Genomic DNA, 955 nt, shown 5'->3' with positions numbered 1-955 from the left:
GGATGGCGTTCCAGTACTCTCCGCCCAGGTAGATGTAGGAGGTGGTGAGCTCGGGGAGCCTCTGCAGCTCCGTCGTCGAGTCTTTAAACATGAGGTCTTTCACTGGGCCATCAGAGGAGAACAGACCCTTGCCCTTCAGTGTGTTGAGAACGTCATCGATACGGTCGGCCAGGTCTCTGTCAAAGCGAGTGACGACGGCGTGAGCAGGAACTTGGGCCCAGTTGCAGCTTTTATACTCGGTAACAGGCTTCCTGGTGCCGTCTTTACACAGCAGCTCGTAATTGTCCGCGTCATTGAGTGCTGTGCTGTGTTTCACAAACGCCACGTCTGCGACTCCATCCTTCAGGCACTGGAAAGCTCCACTGTAATCATAATACGGCTCCTCATGAGAGCGCTGGCACTTGTTCTTACACAGCTGGCACAGTTTTGGGTTTGATGATCCTGGCACACAGCTCGCGGAGAAGAATTCTGCCACCGCGTCCTCCAGAGGTTTCTGGTCGATGCCATCCCATGCAATCTGTTTCATTTCGAGGAGCGTGCCGATGGGGACGTTCCAGCCTGCGGTTTTCCCCAAACCAGTGTGACAGGACTTCTTCCCACGAAGCTCATTGATATTAAAGTTAGTGCCTTTCTTTGCTACAGCTACAGCGTAGTAGCACGCCGCTTCTGAGCCGTAATGTTCGGCGAGGACGGGGTGAAGGTTATGGGGCAGGAGACCAGCTGTGTAGATATCTCCTCCATCCAAAGTGATGGCATCTGCTTCACCATTCTGAATGGCTCTAATGCAGTCCAGAGTTCCTGCCTTCTGCACGCAGGCCAGAGATCCGAGCTTCTGGCACTTATTGAACTCTTGTTCTGACTTTAAACACCATCTGACCTTCGGGGGTTCAGCCTGCACGACGGCGAGGCAGGAGAGGACGCCACAGATGACGAAGAGCTTCATGCTGGACTCCTG

General features: G+C 53.9%; 1 protein-coding gene. It reads right to left on the bottom strand.

The window, feature by feature from the left end:
- A partial coding sequence (locus GFJ41_RS20890; protein WP_170075974.1) for a type 2 periplasmic-binding domain-containing protein occupies nt 1-943 on the bottom strand: 943 nt, incomplete at its 3' end.
- Between the last annotated feature and the right edge of the window lie 12 nt (nt 944-955).

This window comes from Paraclostridium dentum (assembly GCF_012922555.1).
Taxonomy (GTDB): domain Bacteria; phylum Bacillota; class Clostridia; order Peptostreptococcales; family Peptostreptococcaceae; genus Paraclostridium; species Paraclostridium dentum.
Note: the sequence above shows the minus strand (reverse complement) of the source record. Positions and strands in the feature narration are given on the sequence as shown.